Here is a 24296-nt window from a genome sequence, read left to right as displayed (position 1 = left end):
ACAAAACTAAAAGGATTGTCCCCTGTGCAATACAGAGTTCAATCCTTAGTAGCTGCTTAATATATTTGTCTAATTTTTTGGGTTCAGTTCATTTTGATAGTCTTTTTTTATTGTATAGATTGAATTATATAATGTATTGCAAATAGAAATAATAGAAGTAATGCGGAAAGGCGGTGGGGGGAAATGAAATATCCAGACCATTTAGTAAAACAAGTGCAAGAGCGCAGTGCTCCTTATCAACTAGAAGGTTTTTTAAGTGGACAAGGTCCTGAAAATCCCAAATTTATGTTGTTAGGAGAAGCGCCTGGTGAAACAGAAATTCATAATGGGATTCCGTTTAGCGGGAGGGCGGGAAAACAATTAATGGATTTTTTAGAGCGTATTGATGTTACAAGGGAAGAAGTATATATTACGAGCACTGTTCGAAGTAGACCTTATAAATGGCGAGAGAAAAAAGAACGAAATGGTGAAATCATACAAAAAAAAGTATAATAGAACGCCAAATCAGGGAGAAATAGTTGCCCATGCGCCTTTGTTAGATTATGAATTAGAGAAAATACATCCGAAGCTTATCGTCACGCTTGGAAATATCGGTCTTCAACGTTTAACAGGAAAAAATAAAAAAATCACAGATATACACGGGCAATTATTAAAACAGCCCATTCAAAAATTAAAGGATATGCAAAGTGCAGAGTTTACATGGTCAGAGAAAGAATATCATGTTTTTCCGACTTTTCATCCAGCTTCCATTTTTTATAATCGGAGTTTATTGGAGCTTATTCATGAGGATTTTGAGAAGCTTAAAAGACTTGTAATAAAAAACTAGAAAAGCTAAGGCGCTTTTCTAGTTACATTTAATTATGTAAAGGGTTTTTATTTTCATCTAACGTAAATCCTTCACCAACTACATCATGTACATCACTTACAGCGACAAAAGCATGAGGATCTACAGAAGTAATGATATTCTTTAATTTCACGATTTCATTTTTAGCAACAACGCAATACAATACGTTACGTTCTACTTTTGTATACGATCCAACAGCTTTTAAAAAGGTTGCTCCGCGCTCCATTTCAGATAAAATTTTGGCAGCAATTTCATCATTTTTCTCTGAGATAATAGTCGCTCCTTTGGCAGCATAAGCTCCTTCTTGCATAAAATCAATGACTTTAGCACCGATAAAAACAGCAACTAGCGTATACATGCCCTCGCGGTATGATAAATAGGTAAGAATAGAGACTACGATAACGACAGCATCAAACATAAACATTGTTTTCCCCATACTCCAGCCAACATATTTGTGAGCTAGTCGTGCGATAATATCTACACCGCCAGTAGTCCCGCCATATTTAAATATTATTCCAAGGCCGATACCGATAAATGCCCCGGCGAATAAAGCTGCGAGTGTCATATCATTTTGCAAGTTTAAATGTAAGTTGAGTACTTCGTAACGCTGGAAAATCCATAGAAATAAAGATACGCTAAAGGTGCCAATTAATGTATATAAAAATGTCGTTCTGCCAAGTAACCTCCAACCAATAAAAAATATAGGGATATTTAAAATTAAGTTTGAGTAGGAAGGATCAAACTTAAATAAAAAATACAATAATAGTGTAATACCAGTAAACCCACCCTCTGCAAGGTGGTTTTCAATATTGATATTGACAATACCGAAAGAAAATATAGCGGAACCGATTAAAATAAAAATAATATTTCGCATCTTCAATTTTGATGTCATATAGAAATCCCCCTAATTATGTAATGATTGCATTGCTCCGCTGAAACAGTAAAACATAATAATAAGTAATTTCTAGTTGCTAGTGAAAATAGTAAGAATTTGATTGGTGTGGGCTGATCTTTTGCGAAAAGCACAAAAGAAGGTTTCACTTTATCCCGCTCTAACGGCTGGTAGGAGATGAAGCAAAGAAGAGGGGCAAACCAGCCGTAGGAACCCGATTAGTTCAACTAATCTTTTGCAAAAAAGCGCAAAAGAAGTTTCACTTTATTATAGTCTATCCAAAAATGGGTCGCAAATAGGTGTTTGGCGGGGAATAATATTTGTCAAATCGCGATGAATTGGCTAACATGAAAGAGGAAGGATTAGAGGTGAATAGTATGGAAGCAAAAACGATGAAAGATATGCAGAAAGAAGTAGATGCATATATTGGTCAGTTTAAAGAAGGTTATTTCAGTCCGCTTGCAATGATGGCTCGTTTAACGGAAGAAATGGGAGAGCTTGCAAGAGAGGTAAATCATTATTATGGTGAGAAACCGAAGAAAACAACTGAAAAAGAAAGAAGTATTGAAGAAGAGCTTGGAGATGTATTATTTGTTATGATTTGTATGGCAAATAGTTTAAATATTGATTTAGAGACAGCACATAACATTGTAATGAATAAATTTAATACACGTGATAAAGATCGCTGGACACGTATTGATGAGGGAGAGAAAGAATAATGAAAGAAATTAAAGTAATTATCGCCGGACCAAGAGGACGTATGGGACATGAAGCAGTTCTTCTTATGGAAAGAACGGAACATTTTAATTTAGTAGCAGCAGTGGATTATAAGCATGGTGGTGAGAAGATTTCTGATTTACCTGGCATGCCAGCAGTACATGCACCGATTTACGCTGATTTACATACTTGTTTAGATGAAGTAGAAGCAGATGTGTTGTTAGATTTAACAACACCAGAAGTGGGGAAACAACACGTTACACTTGCAGTTGAGCGTGGACTTCGTTCGGTTATTGGTACAACTGGATTTACAGAAGAAGAATTGGCACGTTTAAAAGAGAATGCAAAAGAAAAAGCAGTAGGAACAATTATTGCTCCAAACTTTGCAATTGGTGCAGTTCTTATGATGAAATTCTCACAAATGGCAGCGAAATATTTCCAAGATGTTGAGGTAATTGAATTACATCATGATCAAAAATTAGACGCACCATCTGGTACAGCTGTAAAAACGGTAGAGTTAATTCGTCAAAATCGTGAATCAAAGCAGCAAGGTCATCCAAATGAAGTAGAGCAACTAGCAGGTGCACGTGGTGCAAATGTAGACGGTATTCACATTCATAGTGTACGTTTGCCAGGGCTTATTGCACACCAAGAAGTAATGTTCGGTGGAGATGGACAAATGTTAACAGTTCGTCATGATTCATTCAATCGTGCATCATTTATGTCAGGTGTAAAACTATCAATTGAGACAGTAATGAACCTTGATCATCTTGTGTACGGTTTAGAAAATATTATCGACTAAAGGGGAGACAACGGATGAAAATTGCCTTAATCGCACATGACAAAAAGAAAAATGATATGGTTTCGTTTGCATACGCATATAAACCAATTTTTGAACAACATGAATTATTTGCAACAGGAACGACAGGGCTTCGTATTATGGAAGCGACTGGATTAGTTGTAACAAGATATCAATCTGGCCCTCTTGGTGGAGATCAAGAAATTGGTGCAATGATTGCAAAGAACGATTTAGATATGGTGATTTTCTTCCGCGATCCATTAACAGCACAGCCGCATGAACCGGATGTGAATGCATTGCTTCGTTTATGTGATGTATATGCGATTCCACTTGCAACGAATATGGCAAGTGCTGAAATGTTAATGCACGCATTAGAGCGAGGAGATTTAGATTATCGTAAGTTAAGAAAATGAGGGGAACAATTATGAGTGGATTACATATATTAGCGTTTGGTGCTCATGCCGATGATGTTGAAATCGGCATGGCTGGTACCATCGCTAAATATACAAAGCAAGGGTATGAAGTAGGTATTTGTGATTTAACAGAAGCTGATCTTTCTTCAAATGGAACGATAGAGTTGAGAAAAGAAGAAGCGAAGGTCGCAGCTCGTATAATGGGAGTAAAAACGAGGCTGAATTTAGCGATGCCAGACCGTGGTTTGTATATGAAAGAAGAGTATATACGTGAAATTGTCAAGGTGATCCGTACATATAAACTAAAACTAGTTTTTGCGCCGTACTATGAAGATCGCCATCCAGATCATGCAAATTGTGCAAAGCTTGTGGAAGAGGCTATTTTTTCAGCAGGAATCCGTAAATATATGCCGGAACTTTCACCACATCGTGTGGAGTCTTTTTATAATTATATGATTAATGGTTTTCATAAACCGAATTTTTGTATAGATATAAGTGAGTACCTCTCTATAAAGGTAGAAGCATTAGAAGCGTATGAAAGTCAGTTTTCAACAGGGAGCGATGGTGTTAAGACACCGTTAACAGAAGGTTACGTTGAAACTGTGATCGCTCGTGAGAAGATGTTTGGAAAAGAAGTTGGAGTCTTGTATGCCGAGGGATTTATGAGTAAGAAACCGGTTTTATTACATGCTGATTTATTAGGGGGATGTAAATGAAATTAAAAATAGGTATTACATGTTATCCTTCTGTAGGTGGTTCTGGAGTTGTTGGAACAGAATTAGGAAAGCAATTGGCGGAACGTGGGCATGAAATTCACTTTATTACATCGGGTTTACCATTCCGATTAAATAAAGTATATCCAAACATTTATTTTCATGAAGTGACGGTAAATCAATACTCTGTATTTCAATATCCACCATACGATTTAGCGTTAGCAAGTAAAATGGCCGAGGTTGCACAAAGAGAAAACCTAGACATTTTACATGTGCATTACGCAATACCACATGCAATTTGTGCATATTTAGCAAAACAAATGATCGGAGAGCGTATTAAAATTGTCACAACCTTGCATGGAACAGATATTACTGTGTTAGGTTCCGACCCTTCGTTAAATAATTTAATTCGTTTTGGTATTGAGCAATCGGATGTTGTTACTGCTGTCTCGCATTCATTAATTAACGAAACACATGAGCTTGTAAAACCAAGTAAAGAAATTCAAACGGTATATAACTTTATAGACGAACGTGTATATTTCAAGCGTAATATGTCTCAATTAAAGAAAGAATATGGTATAAGTGAGAGTGAAAAAGTACTTATTCATATTTCGAATTTCCGTAAAGTGAAACGTGTGCAGGATGTTGTTCAGGCATTTGCTAAAATTGTTAAAGAAGTAGATGCGAAGTTGCTTCTTGTTGGAGACGGACCAGAATTCTGTACGATTTTACAGATAGTGAAGAATTTACATATTGAAGATCGCGTTTTATTCCTAGGGAAGCAAGATAATGTTGCAGAACTACTTGCGATGAGTGATTTAATGTTGCTTCTATCAGAGAAGGAAAGTTTTGGTCTTGTTTTATTAGAAGCAATGGCGTGTGGTGTACCTTGTATCGGAACGCGGGTTGGAGGTATTCCAGAGGTTATTCAACACGGGGAAACAGGATATTTATGTGAAGTTGGCGATACAACAGGAGTGGCAAATCAAGCTATTCAGCTATTAAAGGACGAGGAACTTCACCGTAATATGGGAGAACGAGCAAGAGAAAGTGTTTATGAGCAATTTCGCTCAGAAAAAATTGTTTCACAATATGAAACGATTTACTATGACGTACTAAGGGATGACAAAAATGGAAAGATTTAAAAAAGCTAGTTCTATTATTGAGACATTAAAGCAACAAGGACATGAGGCTTACTTTGTTGGTGGGAGCGTACGAGATCTTATTATCGATAGGCCGATTGGAGATATTGATATTGCGACATCTGCTCTACCAGAAGAAGTGATGGCTATATTCCCAAGAAATGTTCCTGTTGGTCTTGAGCATGGAACTGTAATTGTTGTAGAAAATGGTGAGCCTTATGAGGTAACTACTTTTCGAACAGAAAGCGAATATGAAGATTTTCGAAGACCTAGTAGTGTTCAATTTGTTCGTTCATTAGAAGAGGATTTAAAACGTCGTGATTTCACGATGAATGCAATTGCTATGACAGAAGAAGGCAAAATGGTTGATTTATTTGCTGGACAGGAAGCCATTCAACAGAGAGAAATTGTGACAGTTGGAAATGCTGCGGATCGTTTTCAAGAAGATGCCCTGCGAATGATGCGTGGTATTCGGTTTGTAAGCACGTTAGGTTTTTCATTAGAAATGAAAACGAAGCAAGCGATTGAAACGTATGGGCATTTGCTAGAACATATAGCAATTGAGCGTATTACAGTAGAGTTTGAGAAACTGTTAACTGGTACATATTGTGTGAAAGGTCTCAAAGAATTAGTAGAGACGAAGCTATTTTCTCATTTGCCATATTTACAAATGTCAGAAGAGAGACTGTTAAAAGCTACGCAGTATAAATGGGATTCTTTCGAAACGGATATTGAGGCGTGGGCATTTTTCTTATATTGTATCGGAGAAGAACATCCATCTGTCTTTTTACGTCAATGGAAGTTTTCGAATAAAAAAATAAAAGATATTGTTGCAGTTTTATTGGCAATTCGTACTAGAAAGGAGAAGGATTGGGATACAGTCCTTCTTTATAAAACGGGAATTCATATCGCTGAAATGGCAGAGAGAGTATATGAAGCGATGATTGAAAGCTATGATCCTACATCTATTGAACGAGTACAATCAATGTTTCATGCATTGCCAATCCAGGAGCGTCAAGAAATGAATGTGACTGGTAATGATTTATTAAACTGGGCAAACAAAAAGCCTGGTCCGTGGGTTGCTGAAATGCTTCAGAAAATCGAAGAAGCAATTGTACAAGGAAACGTAGTTAATGAGAAAGAGCGTATAAGGGAGTGGCTGCAAGAATGCAATCTACTATAAGAAAGCAGTTATTGCAAGTTTTTTCTGAAGCGGATGGCGAGTTTGTATCCGGCCAAACAATTAGTGATAAACTTGGTTGTTCAAGAACTGCTGTGTGGAAACATATGGAGGATCTGCGGAGTGAGGGATATGAACTTGAAGCTGTGCGCCGATTAGGTTACCGAATTGCAAGTAAGCCAGACAAAGTGACTGCTAATGAAATTCAGTTAGGGCTACAAACGAAGCGGATTGGTAGAACAGTGTATTTTGAAGAAACTGTTGAATCAACGCAGCACATTGCAGCAAAACTTGCTTATGAAGGTGCAGAAGAAGGAACTGTCGTTGTAGCAGAAGAACAAACAGCGGGAAGAGGTCGTTTAAGCAGAAAATGGCATTCACCAAAAGGAACAGGGATTTGGATGAGTATTATTTTACGCCCATCAATCCCAGTTCATCATGCACCGCAACTTACTTTGTTAGCGGCTGTTAGCGTTGCACAGGCAATTGAAAAATGTACAGGTGTAAACGTAGGAATAAAATGGCCAAATGATATTTTAATTCAAGGTAAAAAGGCTGTAGGTATATTAACAGAAATGCAAGCGGATCCTGATAAAATTAATGCTGTCATTATGGGCATCGGTATTAATGCGAATCAAAAGCAAGAACATTTTGATGAAGAAATTCAGCACATCGCTACTTCATTAGCGATTGAATCAGGTAAGCCGATTGTTCGTGCAGAACTTATGCAACAAATCTATTTACAACTAGAAAAATTATATGAAGAATATTTAAAAAATGGTTTCTCTGTCATTAAAATTCTTTGGGAAAGTTACGCTGTGAGCATCGGGAAAGAAATTACCGCTCGAACAATGAGAGAGACGATTACGGGTGTAGCAAAAGGAATTACAGAGGATGGTGTATTGCTTCTAGAAGACCATGAAGGAAAAGTACATCATATTCATTCTGCAGATATCGAAATTAAGTAAAAGAAGTTCCTCTTTTGGAACTTCTTTTTATTTCAATAGTTTTGAGTTGAATTTGTAACATGATAATAAATTCTTTTCGTATTTAAAGTTCATTTCAAAATAGCTTCTGTCGAGTTGGCCTGGCATGTTATTTGACGATTACTTTGCCTGCCATTCCTTTAAGAAGATGGTATCGACATATTAATTCATATGTACCAGTATTTTTAGGTTTCACGGTAATATTCTTTTCTTTTCCTGACTGGACTACGACGTCAATACCGAGTTTTTTCACTGTAAAGGTGTGCTCGTTTTTACCTTTATTTTTCAATAGTAATGTTGTTGATCCTTCAAGCGGAATCGTGATGACATTTGGATTAAAGCAATCATCATTTAGTTCAACCTCAATCACTTTCGTTAAATCGGTGGGTTGTGTTACGACATGAACTGAGGCAAATACATGGGAGGATCCTAAAGACATCCACCATACAATCATTACAAGCAAACTGCTGAATCGAAATAACCACCTGTTCATAGACATCTGCAATTCTCCTTTGTTAAGTACTTTCCTCAATTAACCTGCATCATTAGTTTAAGAGTTATACTATATAGTTAAATTGATTACAGAAAAAATTAACTTGGACTTTTTTAACATGCGTTGAAAAAACATGTATTTTTTCAGGATTGAATTATCCATAAAAACTCTATAGCATATATACTCTCGTGTTAAATTTCATATACCGTAATAAGAATAAAAAATTATTTTTTCAAAAAAATGTAGTAATTCCTTTTTGTAGTTTGCTATAATTAGTTCGAATGTGGGCAGTATCAGAGCGAACTGCACCATGATTCGAAGTCATACGAAAAATAATAACTTGGATTCTGCCTTGATCCAATAACGGACTGGGACAGAGGGATGAATAATGCCGACTAACACACAACCCTTCTGCCCTTTTATGGCCAGAGGGGTTTTTTTATATGATTTCGGCCATCTCCTCTCTCCTGCATAAAGGAGGAGTAGTTTTTGAAAACAAAAACAGATTTTTTGAAGATGAAAGAGCAAGGTGAGCCGATTACAATGCTAACGGCGTATGATTATCCATCTGCTAAATTAGCAGAAGAAGCTGAAGTTGATATGATTCTAGTTGGAGATTCTCTTGGAATGGTTGTACTCGGATACGATTCAACAGTACCTGTAACAGTAGAGGATATGATTCATCATACGAAAGCTGTACGCCGCGGAGCGAAAGAGACGTTTATTGTAACTGATATGCCATTTATGTCGTATCACGTATCATTACAAGAAACGATGGTGAATGCACGCCGCATCGTTCAAGAGAGCGGGGCACACGCACTGAAGGTAGAAGGTGCTGGAGAAGTTATATCGACGATTCAATATTTGACGAACGCAGGAATTCCTGTTGTAGCGCATTTAGGTCTAACCCCTCAATCTGTAGGAGTGTTGGGTGGATATAAAGTGCAAGGAAAAGATGCGGAGAGTGCAAAAAAATTAATAGAAGATGCAAAGAAATGTGAAGAAGCTGGTGCAATAGCGCTTGTGTTAGAATGTGTACCAATGCAGTTAGCAGAACTTATTTCAGAGCAACTAACAATACCGACAATTGGGATTGGTGCAGGACAAAAAGTAGATGGGCAAGTGCTTGTTTATCATGATCTTATCTCATACGGCGTAAATCGTGTTCCGAAATTTGTGAAGCAATATACGTCTGTTCAAGAGGAGATTGTGCGTGGGATTTCACAATATGTTACTGAAGTAAAGACAAGACAATTTCCTGAAGAAAAACATTCGTTCACAATGAAAGAGGAAGAATGTTTAGCGTTATACGGAGGAAAACAATAATGAAAATCGTAACTACAGTGCAAGAGATGCAGCAAATTACGAGCGAACTTCGTGCAAGTGGAAAGAGTATTGGTTTTGTTCCAACAATGGGTTATTTACATGAAGGCCATGCTACTTTATTACGTAAGGCAAGAGAAGAAAATGAAATTGTAGTTTTAAGTGTATTTGTAAACCCACTACAATTTGGCCCAAATGAAGATTTAGATCGATATCCTCGTGATATTGATAGAGATGAAAATGTAGCAAAAGAAAACGGTGTAGATTATTTATTTTATCCGAGTGTAGAAGAAATGTATCCAGCAGAACAAACAACAACGGTAGAAGTTGTGAAGCGCACGGACGTATTATGCGGTCAACAAAGACCTGGTCATTTTGCTGGTGTTGCAACTGTACTAATGAAACTATTTAATATTACGCTGCCAAAGCGTGCTTATTTCGGTATGAAAGATGCTCAACAAGTTGCAGTAATTGAAGGATTTGTAACTGATTTCAATATTCCAGTTACAATCGTACCAGTTGATATTGTAAGGGAAGAAGATGGTTTAGCGAAAAGTTCTCGTAACGTGTACCTATCACAAGATGAACGTGAAGAAGCTCTTCATTTATACCGCAGCCTATGTATGGCGAAAGAAAGAATTGAGGCAGGTGAACGTAATCCGGAAATCATTACAAATCTTGTGAAAGAGTATATTGAGACGCATACGAAAGGCACTGTAGATTATGCAGATTTATATGCATATCCGTCATTAACAATGGTAGAGAAAGTCGAAGGAAGAATCATTTTAGCTATTGCAGTTAAGTTTGAAAATGTAAGATTAATTGACAATATAACATTAACGGTTAAATAAGGGGGAGCATCTATGTTTCGCACAATGATGAGAGCAAAGTTACATCGTGCAACTGTAACGGAGGCAAATTTAAATTATGTAGGTAGTATTACAATTGATGAAGACTTAATGGATGCAGTAAATATTGTAGAAAACGAAAAAGTCCAAATTGTAAATAATAATAATGGTGCTCGCTTAGAGACATACGTTATTAAAGGGGAACGCGGTAGTGGTGTTGTTTGTTTAAACGGTGCTGCGGCAAGGCTTGTACAACCAGGGGACAAAGTAATTATTATTTGTTATGGGCTAGTTACGGAAGAAGAGATTCATAAACAAGAACCAAAAATTGCAGTATTAGACGATAATAATCAAATTATTGAAATGTTAGGTGCTGAAAAAGCGGGTACGATATTATAAATAGAAAGGCTATCTCCATTGCGGAGATAGCTTTTTTGTGCATCTTTTCATTAAGATGAGATAAAACGTGGTATAGTAACATTATATAAATTATTGTTGTTTGAAAGGTAAGAAATTGAGGTGTTACATATATGAGTAAGCGTTATGTCGTTGTTGATTTAGAGACGACAGGGAACTCCTGGAAAGATGGGAAGGATAAAATTACCCAAATTGCAGCTGTTGTAGTAGAAGATGGAGAGATATTGGAGATTTTTTCGTCTTTTGTTAACCCAAAGAGAGATCCCACCATTTATTACAGAATTAACAGGGATTGATGAAAGTCTTGTAAAACAAGCCCCGTTATTTCAAGATGTAGCCCCGATGATTGTTGAGCTATTACAAGGTGCGGCTTTCGTTGCGCATAATGTTCACTTTGATTGGAATTTTTTAAATGAAGAATTAAGGCAAGCTGGATATACAGAAATACATTGTCCGAAAATCGATACGGTTGAATTGGCTCAAATTCTTTTGCCGACAGCCGATAGTTATAAATTACGTGATTTAGCTAAGAAGCATGAACTAGAACACAATCAACCACATCGTGCGGATAGTGATGCTCTTGCAACAGCGGAATTATTTTTACAATTTTTAAATGAAATTGAAAAGTTACCACTTGTCACGTTGCAATCGCTTTATGAATTAAGTGATGTGTTCCAAAGCGATATAGCTGATGTGCTTTCTGAAAATATTTTAAAGAAAGTAATGCACGGTAAAGAAGATATAACGGAGTATGAAATACATCGAAATATTGCGCTGAAAAAGCGGAACTATTCCTTAAACCTTGGAGAAACGTGTTCATCAAAGTTTGATGCTTTCTTGAATAAAACGATGGATAAATTGGAATCACATATGCCAAAGTTTGAAAGAAGAGAAAGTCAACAACTGATGATGAAAGAGATATATACGGCGTTAAGAGATTCTCGTTTTTCACTAATTGAAGCGGGTACAGGAACAGGAAAGACTCTTGCTTATTTGCTTCCTAGTCTTTATTTTGCAAAGAGAAAAGAAGAACCTGTCATTATAAGTACACAAACGGTACAACTCCAACAACAAATATTAGAAAAAGAAATTCCGTTATTACAAAAAATAATGCCATTTTCATTTGAGGCAGCTCTTCTAAAAGGAAGAAAGCATTATTTATGCTTACATAAATTTGAGTATGCTTTGCAAGAGGAAGAAAAAAATTATGATATGGCACTTACGAAGGCGAAGATTTTAGTTTGGCTATTGCAAACTGAAACAGGTGATCGAGACGAATTAAATATTCCTGAGGGCGGAAAGTTACTTTGGGATCGTATTTGTAGCGATGCGTATAGTCCAGGCGGTATGCAAAGTAATTGGTTTAGTCGTTGTTTTTACCAGCGAGCGAAGAATAAAGCTTTATTTGCAGATATCGTTATTACAAATCATGCGTTATTATTTCAAGATTTTTCAAGTGAAGAACCGTTGTTTGCTTCATGCGAACATATTATTTTTGATGAAGCTCACCATATTGAAGAAGCTGCGAGTAGAACATTGGGTGAACAGTTCTCTTGTATGTATTTTCAATTGGTTATATCTCGTCTTGGGACGCTAGAAACAGAAGATGTACTCTCCAAAGTATATAAAATGATGAAAAAATCAGAGCAAGCATCTCGTTCAACTTTCCGTATGATAAGTTATAGTTTGAAGGAACTTAAGTTTGATGCGGATGAACTCTTCCAAATGTTACGTACTTTTATATTTAAACAAACAAAGCAAGAGCAAGGAACGAATAATATGCCGCTCATCTATAGGTATAACGCAGAACTAGAAAAAGGTAAGTTGTGGGATAGTATCGTCGAATTAACAAATCGTTTTATATATGAATTAAGAAGGGTAGTAACTGCTCTTGAGAAGCAAGTGGATATATTGCAAAGTAAGTTAGAATGGGAGATGCATGTTGTAACAGGTGAATTTATGCATTTAATTGAGTTGCTGAGAAAGATGGCAGAATCACTACAGTTACTCGTATTAGAAAAGAATTCGTATGTAACTTGGATGGAGACTGAAACGAAAGGGACGATTCATTCAACAGTTCTATATGCACAGCCTGTTCATATTGGTGAAAGATTTGCTGATGAATTTTTAACAGAAAAAAAGAGTGTTATTTTTACATCCGCAACACTAACAGTTAACGATACGTTTGATTATATAAAAGAGGAACTTGGTTTACATGATTTCGCTCCAAATACTTTAAAGGTTCCGTCGCCATTTCGTTATGATGAACAGATGAAATTAATGGTGTCAACGGATGTACCTTTTATTAAGCAAGTAAGTAATGAGCGATATATTGAATCTGTATCGGAACATATTGCAAAGATAGCGAAAGCCACAAAAGGCAGAATGCTCGTTTTATTCACTTCGTATGAAATGTTAAAAGAAGCGTATGCGAATTTAAAAAATAATGATGAATTAGAGGGGTATTTATTACTGACCCAAAGTGTGAATAATAGAAGTCGAAGCCGCTTAATTCGAAAGTTTCAAGAGTTCGACAAATCAATTTTATTAGGGACGAGCAGTTTCTGGGAAGGAATAGATATTCCTGGAGATGCCTTAAGTTGTCTTGTTATAGTCCGTCTACCATTTACACCTCCTCATCAGCCGATGATGGAAGCGAAAGGTGAGTGGCTAAAAAATCAAGGTGAAGATGTATTCACTAAATTAGCGCTCCCACAAGCCATATTACGTTTCAAACAAGGATTCGGCCGCTTAATTCGAACGAATACAGATACAGGAACGGTAGTAGTGTTAGATCGTCGTTTGACGAGTTCTTCCTATGGAAAACGATTTCTACAATCAATTCCTAACGTACCTCTTTATGAAGGGCCATTAGAAGAATTGTTAGTACAATTAGAAGAACCACCAAATGAATAAAAATAGAAGAAAAATACGCCTGAAGTACTTATAAACTTCAGGCGTAAAAAATGTGGGTAGGAGGAATTTTATTTTTCTTACTTCTTGTATACAAAATGTGTTGGTTTTCGACTTGAAACCTTTTTTTGCTGTACATGTCCTGCTATAATAGATGGGTGATGAAGCAGGGGTTGTAAAGAATGTACTCTTATTGTAACCGCATTGCGTTCTTCTATAATTAGAAATTTTTGTGTAACGGAGGAGTTTTTTCATGGATAAGAAAATCGAAGTACTATCAACGACGCGTATTAAATATTCGTCGGATTTGTATAAAATTGTTGATAGTTTAAATCGTACGTTAAAAGAGCAGGACCTCATGTTCGGACTAGCATTAGACGAAAAAGATAAAGAAACAGCTGTATTTACGATTTACAGAACGTAGTGATACAATGAAAAAGTGGATCTTTGCAATCATTATTGTTATCGTTGCTAGCGGAATATATGGGGCGTATGTTTATAATAAAGCGATGGGAAAGAAAATTCCAAAAGAGTCGAAATTTGTAGAAATTGCTAAAGAAAAAGCAAAGCTTACAAAGGTGAAATCTGTTGATTATTACAACGGAAAATCTGCATATATAGTCGTGCAAGGTACAGATGAAAAGGGAGAACAACTTATCGTTTGGGTGCCTGAGAAAAAAGGGGATACTGTAGTAAGGAAAAAGAGCGAAGGTATTTCTGAAAAAGAGGCTATACAAAGAACAATAGAGCAAGTCGGCAATGAAAGTAAGGAATCAAAAAGTAAGCCGAAAGAGATTATGAAAGTGAAATTAGGCTTTGAAAATGATGTACCACTATGGGAAGTTACATATATTGATGATGACAATCGTTATAGTTATTACTATCTTGAATTTAAAGATGGAAAATTTTTAAGACGATATAGCATTGAAAAATAGATGTAGGGGGAACTACAAATGAAATTAGCAAAGCGAGTAGCTGCTTTAACACCGTCTTCAACTTTAGAAATTACAGCAAAGGCACAAGCATTAAAAGCAGAGGGTCATGATGTAATTGCATTAGGGGCAGGGGAACCTGACTTTAATACACCAGAGCATATTATGGATGCTGCACATAAAGCGATGTTAGAAGGGCATACGAAGTATACACCAACAGGTGGATTACAATCGTTAAAACAAGAAATTGTGAAGAAATTTACTCGCGATCAAGGTATTGCGTATGATCCATCTGAAATTATTGTATGTAATGGTGCAAAGCATGCATTATATACATTATTCCAAGTATTACTTGATGAGGGAGATGAAGTTATCATCCCAACTCCTTACTGGGTAAGCTATCCAGAGCAAGTAAAGCTTGCTGGCGGTAAGCCGGTTTATGTAGAAGGTTTAGAAGACAATGCGTACAAAATTACAGCAAAGCAGCTGCGTGAGGCAATTACAGAGAAAACGAAAGCAGTTATTATTAATTCACCGAGCAATCCAACAGGAATGATTTATAGCAAAGAAGAATTACAACAGCTTGGAGAAGTATGTTTAGAACATGATATTTTAATCGTTTCTGATGAAATTTATGAAAAATTAATTTATGGTGGCGTAGAATATACTTCAATTGCCCAGCTTTCTAATGCATTAAAAGAACAAACACTTATTATTAATGGTGTATCTAAATCTCATTCTATGACAGGATGGCGTATTGGATATGCTGCAGGAAATAAGCAGCTTATTAAAGCGATGACGAACTTAGCGAGTCATAGTACGTCAAACCCTACTTCAATCGCTCAATACGGCGCAATTGCGGCATACGCAGGCTCACAAGAACCTGTGGAAACAATGTGTCAAGCCTTTGAAGAGAGATTAAACATCATTTATGATAAATTAATTCAAATCCCTGGCTTTACTTGCATTAAACCGCAAGGTGCATTTTACTTATTCCCTAACGTAAAAGAAGCTGTAGCTTTATCAGGATATGCAACAGTTGATGATTGGGCAAAAGCTCTATTAGAAGAGGAAAAAGTGGCTCTTGTACCAGGTACAGGATTTGGTGCTCCAAATAATGTTCGTTTATCATATGCGACATCTCTTGAACAAGTAGAGAAAGCATTAGAGCGCATCCATACATTTATGAAAAGTAAAGTGCAAGCTTAATTTTATATTTCATTCATGTAATATAAAAAACCTCCCTATTAATGGGGAGGTTTTTTTGACGAATTGTGGCAAAAAGAAATAGCTAAAGGTGTGTTATACTAGAGAGCGAGGTGTTTGGTGATGAAAAAGAAAATGATGTTACAGTGGTTTGAGCAGGGAAGCATTGCAATTCCAAAATTGCTTATGATGCATTATAAAAAATTAGGTTTAAATGAGACGGAATTTATGGTTGTACTTCATGTACACACATTTTTAGAATCAGGTAATTCGTTTCCGACTCCTTCAGAGATTTCTGAACGGATGACGATAACGGAAATGAAATGTATGGAAGTAATTCAGACGTTGATTCAAAAAGGTTTTTTATCACTAGAAGGTGGACAAAAATCAGAAGCGATGATGTGCGAAAGTTATTCTTTACAACCGTTATGGGAAAAAATATTACATTTCTTAATGGATGAATCAATAGAGGAAGAGCAAAAAGAAAAAAAACAGCTACAAGTAAATTTATATACAGTATTTGAAAAAGAATTTGGAAGACCACTTTCGCCGTTCGAATGTGAAACGTTAGGGATGTGGGAGGACCAAGATCAACATCATCCAAATTTAATTCAAGCGGCTCTTAGAGAAGCTGTAATGAGTGGAAAACTAAATTTCCGATATATTGATCGTATTTTATTTGAGTGGAAAAAGAATGGAATTAAAACGGTAGATCAGGCTCAAAATCAAGGGCAAAAATTTAGAGCGAATCAACAAAGGGCACAACAAATGACAAAACAAGAGACGAAATTTACTGGAAAAGTGCCTTTTTATAATTGGTTGGAGCAGTAATATAGGAGGAAGTATATGTTAAATAAAACACAAATTCGCTATTGTTTAGACACAATGGCGGATATGTATCCAGAAGCACATTGTGAATTAATTCATGAGAATTCTTTTGAATTAGTAATCGCGGTAGCACTATCTGCACAATGTACAGATGCACTTGTAAATAAAGTGACGAAAAATTTATTTCAAAAATATAAAACACCAGAAGATTATTTAAGTGTATCTTTAGAAGAGTTACAACAAGATATACGTTCTATTGGGTTGTATAGAAATAAAGCAAAAAACATTCAAAAATTATGTCAGATGTTGCTGGATGATTACAATGGAAAAGTTCCAGAAGACCGTGACGAGTTGACGAAATTACCAGGAGTAGGGAGAAAAACAGCAAATGTTGTAGTTTCCGTAGCGTTTGGAATTCCGGCAATTGCTGTTGATACACATGTGGAGCGAGTGAGTAAACGATTAGCTATGTGTAGATGGAAAGACTCTGTGTTAGAAGTAGAAAAAACATTAATGAAGAAAGTACCGATGGATGAGTGGGGAGTTACACATCATCGTATGATTTTCTTTGGACGTTATCACTGTAAAGCACAACGACCGCAATGTGAGGAGTGCAGACTGTTAGAAGTATGTCGTGAAGGAAAGAAGCGAATGAAGGTGAAATAAAGGATGGAGCGAGTTATAGAAATACCGAAAGAATTTCACTGTTTACCATTTTTTGAAGAAAGTATAAATTTAATTAAGTATCATACAGACAATTCTTTTGAAGAGATAATACAAAATACTTACTTTATATTTGATATTGAAAGACAGTATGAGCCATGGAAGGAAATTGAAAACAGCATTCCAGTGATGTTGAATGTATGGAAAAATAAGCATGAAGACATTGCTATACTGTTTCGAAATAGAAATAAGCAAGAGGCTGAGGGACCAATGATTCTTTTTGCAGCTCACTTGTTATCGGTTGTCTATTGGCTAAATGAACAACCTGTTCATAGTTTGAATGAAATGCAAATAAATACGAATAAATTAAAAGTGCAACCTGTTAATTTTATGGAAAGATATTCATTCATTATAAAGAAACCGAGTAATTATCATTCTTATATTCAATTAGCGCAGTTGTATATCGAAATAGAAAAGCTGTATGTAAAGAGAATGATAACAAAAAAGAAGTCCGCTTCTCGTTAAGAGAAACGGACTTCTTTTTTGTATATTAGGACTCTGTTGTAACAACAGTACCGTCTGCGTGAGGTGTATCTCCTCCGGTATTTTGGTGTTGCTGTTCTTGTTGTTTCTTGGCCTCTTCTTCAGCTTTTTTCTTGGCCTCTTCTTCAGCTTTCTTCTTAGCTTCTTCTTCAGCTTTTTTCTTAGCTTCTTCTTCAGCTTTTCTTCTAGCTTCTTCATCAGCTTTCTTTTGAGCTTCTTCTTGCTGTTTGCGTTGTTGTTCTTGTTGTTGTTGCTGCTGTTGTTCTTGTTGTTTCTTAGCTTCTTCTTGTTTTACTTTATCTTCATTAGCTTTTTTCTGGGCTTCCTCATCAGCTTTTTTCTTAGCTTCTTCATCGGCCTTTTTCTTAGCCTCTTCTTCAGCTTTTTTCGCATCTGGAGTTCCGCCAGGCGCAGTGAAAGATGCACCAACTGCTGGGCTTGTTCCAGTGCCTTTTTTCGCTACTACAGAGAAGCTGTAAGTAACACCTGGTTTAATACCACCAAGAGTAGCTGTCGTACCACTTATTGATAGGCTACCACTTGAACCGTCAGTTGCTTTATAGCTGGCTGCATATGCATCAACTTCTGCTGGTCCAGACCAGTTTAGTGTAACTGTGCTAGCGCCATCAAAAGTGACATTCAGACCACTAGGGGCATCTACTTTAATTTGTTTAATTGCATCTTTTTTCGCACCTTTTACGTATAACTCTCCGTTTATTTCTTGTACAGAAGAAGGACGTTCAAAGCGTGATTTATCTGTAGCGAATTTGCTCATCATTACTTGGAACATTTGCTGTGCAATTCTAGTGGAGCGATCGCTAACATAATTTTTTGGACCATCTTTTTCGTAACCGGTCCAAACAGCCATTGTGTATTGTGGCGTATATCCAGCAAACCAGCTATCTCTGTTTGCATCAGCTGGGATGTCATATTTTTGAAGAACTGATTCATCAAAGTTTTGTGTTCCTGTTTTACCTGCTACGTCAACACCTGAAACGTATGCTGTTGGACCTGTACCACCAGAACCAGGTTTTACTACGTCACGAAGAACGTCAGTAACCATATAAGCTGTATAGTCTTGCATTGCGCGATGTTCTTTCGGTTTAAAGCTTTTCTTTTTCCCGTCCGGGAAGGTTACTTCTTTTACGAAGTGTGGTTTATTATAGTTACCACTATTACCAAAGGTTGCATATGCACCTGCTACTTCTAATGGAGAACTATCGTTACTACCGATTGCTGTTGATTCGTAGACTTTTCCTTCTTTAAAGGTCATGCCTAAACCTTCAGCAAATTCTTTTGACTTATTAAGACCAACTGTTTGTGCTGTCTTTAAAGCTGGAATGTTTAATGACTTTTTCAAAGCTTCACGTAGTGAAACGTCACCTTTGTAACTCTTTGTTGCATTTTGTATTTTCTTACCATTGGAATACGTATACTCTGAGTCGTTTAATTGATGGTATGTAGACCATTGTAAATTTTCAATTGCCGGACCGTAGTCGAAAATTGGTTTCATTGTTGAACCAACTTGGCGTTTTAAATCAGTTGCCATATTATGACCTTTGAAAGTAGACTTACTTTCTTTACGTCCAGCACCAATTGCTCGAACTTCTCCAGACTGTGTATCCATAAATACGAATGACCCTTGGAATTGATCGTCCGGATACTTAATAAGATTGCCATCCATAATTTTGTCGGCGTAATCTTGAGCATCTTGATCAAGTGTTGTATGAATCGTTAAACCATCTGAACCGATATTTACATCAGGATATTCTTTTTCAACTTCTTTTACAACCGCATCTAAAAATGCTTGATACTTCATCTCAGTTACTTCTGAAGACGGTTGAAGGCCCTCAGTTACTGGAATCTTAACGGCGTTATTCATTTCTTCTTTTGTTATATAACCATGTCGATTCATTAATGATAATACGACATTACGACGATTTGTTGCTCGTTCAACATTTTCCTTTTTTGTTGGATCATAAATGTTTGGACCTTGGGGTAAACCAGCGAGCATAGCAGCTTCATGTAATTGCAAGTCTTTTAAATCTTTACCATAATATTTTTGCGCTGCTGTCGCAATACCGTATGAACGGTTACCTAAATTAATCTTATTTAAGTACATTTCTAAAATCTCATGTTTAGAGTATTGTTGCTCTAATTTGTAAGATAAGTACCATTCTTGCACTTTTCTTTTAGCAGTTTTGTCCATCGTTAGAAAGTAGTTTTTAACGACTTGCTGTGTAATCGTACTACCACCTTGGGAACCGAAACCACCAGTGACATTTTCCATAACTGCTTTTGTAGTTCGTTTAAAATCAATTCCATTATGATCATAGAAACGCGAATCCTCAGTTGCAAGAAATGCATTTTCAACTACTTTTGGAATTTGATCATAAGTAACATGTGTTCGTTTTTCAGCACCGTATTCATAGAAGAAATTTCCGTTTTTATCGAGAAACTTTGTTGATAAAGGATTAACAAGTTTGGATTTGTCTAATTTTGGAGCGTCCTTTACCATAACAAAGAAAGCGGAAACGCCGGCTACAAGACCAACGATACCAAGAAGTAGACAACCTATAAGGAATTTCTTGAAAAAGGAGCCTTTTTTCTTTGGTTTTTCTTCTTTATGTGTTTTTTTCTCTTGATTTTTCACATGATTTCGTTCTGTACGAGAACGATAATTATCTGACATTATACTTTCTCCTACCTTTCATTCTCTCCCCCAAAAGTCGAAAAAAGAGCCTTAGTGATGACTCTATCACGAAAAATAAACCATGTCTAGTACACGGATATAGTCAATCCGAGGGTGATAACCGCATGATAATAAGGATCCATGCTCTTCTATTTCTTCTTTCGTAATCGACTTGCGTCCACCAGTATTTTGACGATTCCAAAATGCAATAATATGTTTTGCATCTAGTAAATAAAATTCATCAAAAAGTGTAAATTTAATAATAACAAATGCAATTCCATTATGAGCAACCACTTGCTTCATATGTTCAATTTGATGAAGGTGGAAGTTTTGAAGTGGGAAACTAGTTTTATTTTTGGTTTCCTTTGCTTCAAAATCGATGTATTTCCCTTTGTATACACCGTTGTAATCTGTTGTAGAAGGTTGTTTAAAATACGCTTCTTTTACCACTGCAGCACTTCGAGCGGGGTAATCTACTTTTACAATTTGAAGAGGTGTAGGCTTTTTATGTACACATGCAATATTATGGGTTAAGTAATATTGATTTGTTTCATTCAATTCCTCTTCAAGGGACATACCTCTATTACTATAAGTATGTGTTTTTATAGGTGTTTTTTGAGGTTGTGAAGCTTGATTATACCTTTTTCCATTTGGGTAACGAATGGTCATAGTGTGTCCACCCCCAACTTGCTAAGAATTACTTACAAAGGTGATTATATCAAAAAATGAAAAAAGATGTGACCTTTTTGATGAAAGGTATGATGACTTATTTATGTTTACATGGAATGATTATATGAAAATTAAACAAAATCGAGAAAAAAATTTTTGTACAGAGGAAGAAAAAGCAATCATTCACAATATTAAAAAGAAAACAGAAATAGCTAATGTGGACAATATTTCTCGGACACAATCTTATCAAGAATATTATTTAAGAAATAGTGAAATCAGGTGGGCCTTTTTAGCGAGTATGGTTTCGAGAAATGCGGGCTGGAATATGACTGATTTAGAAGGGAGATATTATGCTACTGTTTTACCTAGAACGGTAAAAAAACATTTATTTCTTCTGTACGAACAGGCTAATTGGATTATTTTTTTAGATGCATTTCCTCAGCTATTATTGTATGAGGAAAGTAAGAAGAGACATGCACCTCTCTTTCATTTGTTGCAATACTTCAATGTATCAATTTTTATGGAAAAAGAATGGTTACTTTTCTGGGAAAGAAGAGATATGAATAGACTTATGACAGCGCTTATTATAAATGAACAAAATAAAATTCAAAAACCAGTCATTGAGAACACATATTTTAAAAAACATGTATTCCATACTGCACTTTTTAAAGTACAAGAAAGACTTCATATTAGTGCAGTTATCTTCCCAACAATTGAAGGGAGAATGTATGGGTTTTCGGTTTATCAATTTGAAACGTTACAAAAGCGTATAGAACTAGGAAAAAAATTAGCATGGTTATTGTTTCATCCAATTTATAATGGTTCGTTTTATAAGTTTGCACTGCAAACTCCACATACTGGGTCTAGAGAAGATTATGAAGTTTACGCAAAGGAAACTCGAAAGTCTTATACGCCAACACTTAGAGATATTTATCCTGTTATTTTACATGAAGAAATAAAAATGAGAGATTGGTTTTGTGCAAATATGAAAATGAATGTGCTATTTGTACTTGAAGAACCTAAAGGGGAAGTTAATATAACAGAATGGTATAGAAGAAAGAGAGAACAAATCTATAGGCTATCTATCGTAAACCGTTTTGCTAAAAGGATCGATGAGTTCATGATATAATAAAAAAGAAGTCCCGTCTTCCATTTTGAAGACGGGACTTCTTAATTTGAAAAAATCCTGCCATGCGTGCTACAACTTTAATTTCAAAACGTAATGCTAGTAGGAGATTAAGGATGATTTGAAATTTAAATGTTCGTAATAAAGTCTCGCTTTATGTAGCAGGGAAGTTTGGACCATCTAGCTTTGGATTGCCAGTCTCGGGTTTATTTTGTTGTTTGTTTTGGTTTTTCTTTTTTTCATTTTTGTTCTTTGCCATTGTAATACACCTCCTTTTTGTATTGTTACCATTTCTATAAATGACATACGAAATGATTTCTTTGACGAATAACAACTAGTTTTGTCATGTGGGCAGGAGTGGTGAATCATTCGGCGAAATTACATGACAAAGGAAAAGCAAAGAAGGAGGCGTTTTGTATATGGCGATGGTTCAGAAGGAAGATGTAATGAAAAAAATGGATCAAATGTTAAGTTCTCTCGATTTGCTGGAAATGAATATAGGGATTAGAATGAATCATGCATTAAAGGATGCGAGTGAAAAAATATGTAATAAGATAGAAATAACAGAAATGCATATTGAACATATGGAAAATAAATTAGTGCATCACGAAGAAAAAGGGAATTGGGTGAAGACATTTCAAAACGTCGTAGTGAGTGCATAATAAGGTGGGAAAGAAATGAAGAATGAAGCATTAATACAGTCTTCAGAAAAACTCATGCAGTATAATAATGAAGCGAATGTAAAAAAAAGAGAACTAACTGAATACGACTTTTATAAGGATATGAAACCGTTTGTAGATATGGTAGATGAGGAATTAAAGAAGTGGAAAGAATTAGCTTATACGTGGATTAAAGAAGAAAAGCCAAAGTATATACATGTACAGCAAATTGATCAAGTATACGATAATTTACAAACGAATGTGTTGCAATGCTTTGTAAATAAAGGTAAAGGTAAACGATTCTTTGAAACACACCAAGCCATTTCGTATACTTTGCAAAATATAGTTGAGCAATGTAAATAACAAGAGGGAGAGCCCTCTTGTTATTTTTATGCTTCTGTCATTGTTGTAGGTTTTGTTGCGCCGTTTATTTCTAATTCTTTTATTAATGTTCGATAATCTGATATGCATATTTTTCCTTCGAGATACCAATGTCTCGCAAAGTCTAATAATTCATTTGCATTCTCTGTGCAATACCCCTTTTTTTGAGAAAACGCTTGTTTTAAATCCCCTAATACCATGTTGATTCCTCCCCCATGAGAATCTTCTTCTTAATTATCATAGCATGGAAGGGTTTTCTTTTTTAATTTTTTAAAAATTTAAACTTCCGACAAAAATAGACATATATTCCATCACACATATTATTTTATAGGTACATATTATATATGTAGAAACTTATGTGAAGGAGGAGAGAATGCATGTTTCAACAACCTAACGTATATCAGCAAACGAATCCATATGCACAGCAAAATATGTACCAATATAATACGGATACATATTTACGGTATAATATGTATCCTTTCGAGCCTTATTATGGAAATCAAAATTATTATCAACCGTTTGAAGTGTCCTTTATGAATCAAGCTCAACAACCACAACAGCAGCAACCTTATGTGAATCAAGCTCAACAATCACAAGCTCAGCAATCATACATGAATCAACCACAGCAGCAGCCTTATATGAATTCGCAATATTATATGCCACCACCATCGCCGTATGCTAATCAACAAGCGATGTTTTATCCACCAAAACAACCGTACCCGACGCAGGGTAAGCAAAAGCAACAACAGCCAAGCCAGTTTTCTAGTTTTGTTTCTCAATTTAAAACATCAGATGGTAACTATGATGTAAATAAAATGATGAATACAGCTGGACAAATGATGAATGCGATGAATCAAGTGACAGGTATTGTAAAGCAAGTTGGAGGCTTTTTTGGTAAGTGATGTTGAAGGATTGTC

26 protein-coding genes and 2 pseudogenes are annotated in these 24296 nt (G+C 35.9%); 22 read left to right on the top strand and 6 right to left on the bottom strand.

Features of this window, described 5'->3' with window-relative positions:
- Positions 1-160: 160 nt before the first annotated feature.
- Positions 161-826, top strand: a pseudogene (locus tag MR169_RS09910) (uracil-DNA glycosylase).
- Positions 827-854: 28 nt separating this feature from the next.
- On the opposite strand, the gene MR169_RS09905 reads toward MR169_RS09910, so the two are convergent.
- The gene (locus MR169_RS09905; RefSeq protein WP_000202121.1) at positions 855-1736 is read right to left on the bottom strand and encodes a YitT family protein; all 882 of its coding nucleotides are present in this window, start codon (positions 1734-1736) and stop codon (positions 855-857) included.
- 377 nt (positions 1737-2113) lie between these two features.
- Here MR169_RS09905 and MR169_RS09900 point away from each other — a divergent pair, with 377 nt between their 5' ends.
- Genes MR169_RS09900 through MR169_RS09870 form a run of 7 tightly spaced genes read left to right on the top strand, consistent with a single transcriptional unit; the run spans position 2114 to position 7668 of the window.
- On the top strand, positions 2114-2455 hold the full coding sequence (locus MR169_RS09900; RefSeq protein WP_002108639.1) for a nucleotide pyrophosphohydrolase: 342 nt from the start codon (positions 2114-2116) through the stop codon (positions 2453-2455).
- Positions 2455-3255, top strand: coding sequence for a dihydrodipicolinate reductase (dapB, locus tag MR169_RS09895; RefSeq protein WP_137070194.1), 801 nt, complete (start codon positions 2455-2457; stop codon positions 3253-3255). The genes MR169_RS09900 and dapB overlap by 1 nt, the downstream gene beginning before the upstream one ends.
- A 14-nt stretch (positions 3256-3269) precedes the next feature.
- Entirely contained in the window at positions 3270-3665 is a 396-nt protein-coding gene (gene mgsA / locus MR169_RS09890; protein ID WP_000684765.1) for a methylglyoxal synthase, read from the top strand.
- A gap of 11 nt (positions 3666-3676) precedes the next feature.
- Positions 3677-4381 carry a bacillithiol biosynthesis deacetylase BshB1 gene (bshB1, locus tag MR169_RS09885; protein WP_242319341.1) on the top strand — a complete coding sequence of 235 codons (705 nt, stop codon included), beginning with the start codon at positions 3677-3679 and terminating at the stop codon, positions 4379-4381.
- Positions 4378-5523, top strand: coding sequence for an N-acetyl-alpha-D-glucosaminyl L-malate synthase BshA (bshA, locus tag MR169_RS09880; protein ID WP_000768305.1), 1146 nt, complete (start codon positions 4378-4380; stop codon positions 5521-5523). The genes bshB1 and bshA overlap by 4 nt, the downstream gene beginning before the upstream one ends.
- Positions 5510-6703 (top strand): CCA tRNA nucleotidyltransferase, encoded by a 1194-nt coding sequence (locus MR169_RS09875; RefSeq protein ID WP_242319340.1) that lies wholly within the window; start codon positions 5510-5512, stop codon positions 6701-6703. Before bshA ends, MR169_RS09875 begins: the two co-directional genes overlap by 14 nt.
- A complete protein-coding gene (locus tag MR169_RS09870) occupies positions 6688-7668 on the top strand; it encodes a biotin--[acetyl-CoA-carboxylase] ligase (protein WP_016117490.1) in 981 nt (326 codons plus the stop codon). Before MR169_RS09875 ends, MR169_RS09870 begins: the two co-directional genes overlap by 16 nt.
- 127 nt (positions 7669-7795) lie before the next feature.
- Here the strand turns inward: MR169_RS09870 and MR169_RS09865 are convergent, their stop codons facing one another.
- Positions 7796-8185 (bottom strand): cupredoxin domain-containing protein, encoded by a 390-nt coding sequence (locus tag MR169_RS09865; protein WP_242319339.1) that lies wholly within the window; start codon positions 8183-8185, stop codon positions 7796-7798.
- 483 nt (positions 8186-8668) lie between these two features.
- Between MR169_RS09865 and panB the strand changes: the two genes are divergently transcribed.
- From panB to MR169_RS09815, 10 genes and pseudogenes are all read left to right on the top strand, one after another.
- On the top strand, positions 8669-9505 hold the full coding sequence (gene panB / locus MR169_RS09860; RefSeq protein ID WP_000851108.1) for a 3-methyl-2-oxobutanoate hydroxymethyltransferase: 837 nt from the start codon (positions 8669-8671) through the stop codon (positions 9503-9505).
- On the top strand, positions 9505-10353 hold the full coding sequence (panC, locus tag MR169_RS09855) for a pantoate--beta-alanine ligase (protein ID WP_000707024.1): 849 nt from the start codon (positions 9505-9507) through the stop codon (positions 10351-10353). Before panB ends, panC begins: the two co-directional genes overlap by 1 nt.
- Positions 10354-10365: 12 nt before the next feature.
- Positions 10366-10749 carry an aspartate 1-decarboxylase gene (panD, locus tag MR169_RS09850; protein WP_000490182.1) on the top strand — a complete coding sequence of 128 codons (384 nt, stop codon included), beginning with the start codon at positions 10366-10368 and terminating at the stop codon, positions 10747-10749.
- A 200-nt stretch (positions 10750-10949) separates the two neighbouring features.
- Positions 10950-13683, top strand: a pseudogene (gene dinG / locus MR169_RS09845) (ATP-dependent DNA helicase DinG).
- 250 nt (positions 13684-13933) lie between these two features.
- Positions 13934-14104 (top strand): YpmA family protein, encoded by a 171-nt coding sequence (locus tag MR169_RS09840; protein ID WP_000358352.1) that lies wholly within the window; start codon positions 13934-13936, stop codon positions 14102-14104.
- A gap of 7 nt (positions 14105-14111) precedes the next feature.
- Entirely contained in the window at positions 14112-14615 is a 504-nt protein-coding gene (locus MR169_RS09835) for a cell wall elongation regulator TseB-like domain-containing protein (RefSeq protein ID WP_000758739.1), read from the top strand.
- A gap of 18 nt (positions 14616-14633) precedes the next feature.
- Positions 14634-15821: an aspartate transaminase AspB gene (gene aspB / locus MR169_RS09830; protein WP_242319338.1), complete on the top strand. Its 1188-nt coding sequence runs from the start codon at positions 14634-14636 to the stop codon at positions 15819-15821.
- Between the two features lie 120 nt (positions 15822-15941).
- Positions 15942-16649: a DNA replication protein DnaD gene (gene dnaD / locus MR169_RS09825; protein ID WP_000728548.1), complete on the top strand. Its 708-nt coding sequence runs from the start codon at positions 15942-15944 to the stop codon at positions 16647-16649.
- Between the two features lie 15 nt (positions 16650-16664).
- Positions 16665-17312: an endonuclease III gene (nth, locus tag MR169_RS09820; RefSeq protein ID WP_098616275.1), complete on the top strand. Its 648-nt coding sequence runs from the start codon at positions 16665-16667 to the stop codon at positions 17310-17312.
- Between the two features lie 3 nt (positions 17313-17315).
- Positions 17316-17834, top strand: coding sequence for a YpoC family protein (locus MR169_RS09815; protein ID WP_016117494.1), 519 nt, complete (start codon positions 17316-17318; stop codon positions 17832-17834).
- A gap of 25 nt (positions 17835-17859) precedes the next feature.
- On the opposite strand, the gene MR169_RS09810 is transcribed toward MR169_RS09815, so the two are convergent.
- Together MR169_RS09810 and recU are read right to left on the bottom strand one after the other, a co-directional pair.
- Complete coding sequence (locus MR169_RS09810) at positions 17860-20544, bottom strand: PBP1A family penicillin-binding protein (RefSeq protein ID WP_242319337.1); 2685 nt, start codon at positions 20542-20544, stop codon at positions 17860-17862.
- Between the two features lie 66 nt (positions 20545-20610).
- Positions 20611-21213 carry a Holliday junction resolvase RecU gene (recU, locus tag MR169_RS09805; protein WP_000155598.1) on the bottom strand — a complete coding sequence of 201 codons (603 nt, stop codon included), beginning with the start codon at positions 21211-21213 and terminating at the stop codon, positions 20611-20613.
- A gap of 103 nt (positions 21214-21316) precedes the next feature.
- On the opposite strand from recU, the gene MR169_RS09800 reads away from it, so the two are divergent.
- Complete coding sequence (locus MR169_RS09800) at positions 21317-22342, top strand: DUF2515 domain-containing protein (RefSeq protein ID WP_242319336.1); 1026 nt, start codon at positions 21317-21319, stop codon at positions 22340-22342.
- A gap of 151 nt (positions 22343-22493) precedes the next feature.
- Here MR169_RS09800 and MR169_RS28310 read toward each other — a convergent pair whose 3' ends face one another.
- The gene (locus MR169_RS28310; RefSeq protein WP_001987054.1) at positions 22494-22673 is read right to left on the bottom strand and encodes a hypothetical protein; all 180 of its coding nucleotides are present in this window, start codon (positions 22671-22673) and stop codon (positions 22494-22496) included.
- Positions 22674-22758: 85 nt separating this feature from the next.
- Between MR169_RS28310 and MR169_RS09795 the strand changes: the two genes are divergently transcribed.
- Together MR169_RS09795 and MR169_RS09790 are read left to right on the top strand one after the other, a co-directional pair.
- Positions 22759-23001: a hypothetical protein gene (locus tag MR169_RS09795; RefSeq protein ID WP_001252036.1), complete on the top strand. Its 243-nt coding sequence runs from the start codon at positions 22759-22761 to the stop codon at positions 22999-23001.
- A 15-nt stretch (positions 23002-23016) separates the two neighbouring features.
- Positions 23017-23361 (top strand): YppE family protein, encoded by a 345-nt coding sequence (locus MR169_RS09790; RefSeq protein ID WP_000786940.1) that lies wholly within the window; start codon positions 23017-23019, stop codon positions 23359-23361.
- A 26-nt stretch (positions 23362-23387) separates the two neighbouring features.
- Here the strand turns inward: MR169_RS09790 and MR169_RS09785 are convergent, their stop codons facing one another.
- Positions 23388-23579: a YppF family protein gene (locus tag MR169_RS09785; RefSeq protein ID WP_000242652.1), complete on the bottom strand. Its 192-nt coding sequence runs from the start codon at positions 23577-23579 to the stop codon at positions 23388-23390.
- 177 nt (positions 23580-23756) lie between these two features.
- On the opposite strand from MR169_RS09785, the gene MR169_RS09780 reads away from it, so the two are divergent.
- A complete protein-coding gene (locus tag MR169_RS09780; RefSeq protein ID WP_016117497.1) occupies positions 23757-24281 on the top strand; it encodes a YppG family protein in 525 nt (174 codons plus the stop codon).
- The last annotated feature ends 15 nt before the right edge of the window (positions 24282-24296 follow it).

The organism is Bacillus cereus group sp. BfR-BA-01349 (assembly GCF_022663795.1).
Lineage (GTDB): Bacteria > Bacillota > Bacilli > Bacillales > Bacillaceae_G > Bacillus_A > Bacillus_A cereus.
The sequence above is the reverse complement of the archived record's forward strand: the minus strand, read 5'-3'. Positions and strand labels throughout refer to the sequence as shown.

What these genes read in the sequence shown, in the direction of transcription:
- MR169_RS09905 (WP_000202121.1), bottom strand. Translation starts at nt 1,736, where the DNA reads ATGACATCAAAATTGAAGATGCGAAATATTATTTTTATTTTAATCGGT.
- MR169_RS09900 (WP_002108639.1), top strand. Translation starts at nt 2,114, where the DNA reads ATGGAAGCAAAAACGATGAAAGATATGCAGAAAGAAGTAGATGCATAT.
- dapB (WP_137070194.1), top strand. Translation starts at nt 2,455, where the DNA reads ATGAAAGAAATTAAAGTAATTATCGCCGGACCAAGAGGACGTATGGGA.
- mgsA (WP_000684765.1), top strand. Translation starts at nt 3,270, where the DNA reads ATGAAAATTGCCTTAATCGCACATGACAAAAAGAAAAATGATATGGTT.
- bshB1 (WP_242319341.1), top strand. Translation starts at nt 3,677, where the DNA reads ATGAGTGGATTACATATATTAGCGTTTGGTGCTCATGCCGATGATGTT.
- bshA (WP_000768305.1), top strand. Translation starts at nt 4,378, where the DNA reads ATGAAATTAAAAATAGGTATTACATGTTATCCTTCTGTAGGTGGTTCT.
- MR169_RS09875 (WP_242319340.1), top strand. Translation starts at nt 5,510, where the DNA reads ATGGAAAGATTTAAAAAAGCTAGTTCTATTATTGAGACATTAAAGCAA.
- MR169_RS09870 (WP_016117490.1), top strand. Translation starts at nt 6,688, where the DNA reads ATGCAATCTACTATAAGAAAGCAGTTATTGCAAGTTTTTTCTGAAGCG.
- MR169_RS09865 (WP_242319339.1), bottom strand. Translation starts at nt 8,185, where the DNA reads ATGTCTATGAACAGGTGGTTATTTCGATTCAGCAGTTTGCTTGTAATG.
- panC (WP_000707024.1), top strand. Translation starts at nt 9,505, where the DNA reads ATGAAAATCGTAACTACAGTGCAAGAGATGCAGCAAATTACGAGCGAA.
- panD (WP_000490182.1), top strand. Translation starts at nt 10,366, where the DNA reads ATGTTTCGCACAATGATGAGAGCAAAGTTACATCGTGCAACTGTAACG.
- MR169_RS09840 (WP_000358352.1), top strand. Translation starts at nt 13,934, where the DNA reads ATGGATAAGAAAATCGAAGTACTATCAACGACGCGTATTAAATATTCG.
- MR169_RS09835 (WP_000758739.1), top strand. Translation starts at nt 14,112, where the DNA reads ATGAAAAAGTGGATCTTTGCAATCATTATTGTTATCGTTGCTAGCGGA.
- aspB (WP_242319338.1), top strand. Translation starts at nt 14,634, where the DNA reads ATGAAATTAGCAAAGCGAGTAGCTGCTTTAACACCGTCTTCAACTTTA.
- dnaD (WP_000728548.1), top strand. Translation starts at nt 15,942, where the DNA reads ATGAAAAAGAAAATGATGTTACAGTGGTTTGAGCAGGGAAGCATTGCA.
- nth (WP_098616275.1), top strand. Translation starts at nt 16,665, where the DNA reads ATGTTAAATAAAACACAAATTCGCTATTGTTTAGACACAATGGCGGAT.
- MR169_RS09815 (WP_016117494.1), top strand. Translation starts at nt 17,316, where the DNA reads ATGGAGCGAGTTATAGAAATACCGAAAGAATTTCACTGTTTACCATTT.
- MR169_RS09810 (WP_242319337.1), bottom strand. Translation starts at nt 20,544, where the DNA reads ATGTCAGATAATTATCGTTCTCGTACAGAACGAAATCATGTGAAAAAT.
- recU (WP_000155598.1), bottom strand. Translation starts at nt 21,213, where the DNA reads ATGACCATTCGTTACCCAAATGGAAAAAGGTATAATCAAGCTTCACAA.
- MR169_RS09800 (WP_242319336.1), top strand. Translation starts at nt 21,317, where the DNA reads ATGTTTACATGGAATGATTATATGAAAATTAAACAAAATCGAGAAAAA.
- MR169_RS09795 (WP_001252036.1), top strand. Translation starts at nt 22,759, where the DNA reads ATGGCGATGGTTCAGAAGGAAGATGTAATGAAAAAAATGGATCAAATG.
- MR169_RS09790 (WP_000786940.1), top strand. Translation starts at nt 23,017, where the DNA reads ATGAAGAATGAAGCATTAATACAGTCTTCAGAAAAACTCATGCAGTAT.
- MR169_RS09785 (WP_000242652.1), bottom strand. Translation starts at nt 23,579, where the DNA reads ATGGTATTAGGGGATTTAAAACAAGCGTTTTCTCAAAAAAAGGGGTAT.
- MR169_RS09780 (WP_016117497.1), top strand. Translation starts at nt 23,757, where the DNA reads ATGTTTCAACAACCTAACGTATATCAGCAAACGAATCCATATGCACAG.